The organism is Vibrio sp. D173a (assembly GCF_030248475.1).
This window is the reverse complement of record NZ_JAHGAH010000147.1, coordinates 1-1,467: the sequence shown is the minus strand read 5'-3', so window position 1 is coordinate 1,467 and position 1,467 is coordinate 1. Positions and strand designations below refer to the sequence as shown.

Here is a 1,467-nt window from a genome sequence, read left to right as displayed (position 1 = left end):
CCTTCATGGGTTTATTCTGTGATTCTAGTCACGAAGCAATTCCTACCTGTTAACTCAATAGGTGTTATGTTATAACATAATTTCTTCTCGGCTAGTTATACCGCTTATGTCTTTGTATGCGGACTGCTGGTACCAGCGAAAGAATAAAAGTGATTTTAGGTTTGTTGCTCGTGCCGGGCGATTAATACCCGTTTAGAGAGATGGAGGGGTCCAATCGATTTTTTCGGAATATTTACTGGTCTTGCAACCTTTTCCAAAGCGATATCAATCTTGGTATCGCTTTTTTTCTGTCTGTAGAAAGCGAAATAAAGCTTAAGCGCATTTGGCAAGCGTTCGTTCTAGAAGGGGGAATAAAACAGGTTTTTACTGAGTTGGTTTGCTGTTAATTATATGAATAAAAAGGATTTTATCCGCTTTTTAAGTGAGTTTAACCCTGATATATGGATCTAATATCACAAATTTCTATATTAAAGTTGTTTCATATTTGCTTGGTGAGTTAGTTTCCGTCTCGAATCTAACGAGGAGAATAGAACATTACTATGAAAAATATAAAAGTTGCAGTCGCCTTCATCGCTGGTATTAGCCTACAAGCTCATGCCAACAACTCAGTTGATATCACCAGTAGCACGCCTGAGGGAGTGCATACAAAGTTTGAATCTGCTCATCAAGTCAGTGATCGCATGGCGTCGTCTGGTTTTACGCTGCATCGTTGTGGTATCCAGTCTATCAAGAAAGGCCACATGGCTGATCAAGATATGGAAACCCCACACAGCCAGATTACTTGTATGTACTCAAAACCTGGTGCGCAAGTTACGGATGAATCCGAAATTGCTTATTGGCACTTAAACGTCGTTTACGATATGAGCAGCCAAATGTACAAAGCGGGCAATGAGTTTACCGATATCTATCAGACTCATATCTACACGCTAACACCGAGCTACCTTCTAGACGCTGCTCCTAACTTTCATCAGCAAAGAGCAAGTCTTCAGTCATCTGGTAAGAGGGTGGGTGAATGTGAGTTGCAGCAAATTTACTACTTTATGAAGCCGACAGAGGCAACGTACCTTTCGCATGTTGCAACTTGCCCAGTTTATGCCGCAGAAGGTGAACTATCAGGTCACCTGAATGTTGCTATCGACTACAACTCTGAAAGAAAAGGCTATACGGAAGCTAGTGTTGGCTTTGAATCTCTTTAGTCTTTTATATTAGTCAGTATTCAACCTTTCGCTTTATGCACCAGTTGATGACTGGTGCATTTTTAACTTTGCTGAGACTCTCTGGCAGCTTTGTGTGTCTGTGCGAACCCTAAAAAAATACCCTAGCCTGCATTGGCTCAGGCTAGGGCGAAGCTCAGTCAGAGCGTTAAGGATTGCAGGAGTTACTATATATGCAATTGGTTTTATATTCACTATTTGCCATCACACAACTAGACCTTTAGGGTGATGGAATGGTTAGGGTGTGTTGATC

Annotated in this window: 1 protein-coding gene; it reads left to right on the top strand. The window is 41.3% G+C overall.

The window, feature by feature from the left end; all coding sequences use genetic code 11:
• The first annotated feature begins 539 nt into the window (after window positions 1–539).
• Complete coding sequence (locus KIV40_RS15870; RefSeq protein WP_285350173.1) at window positions 540–1,196, top strand: hypothetical protein; 657 nt, start codon at window positions 540–542, stop codon at window positions 1,194–1,196.
• Window positions 1,197–1,467: the final 271 nt, after the last annotated feature.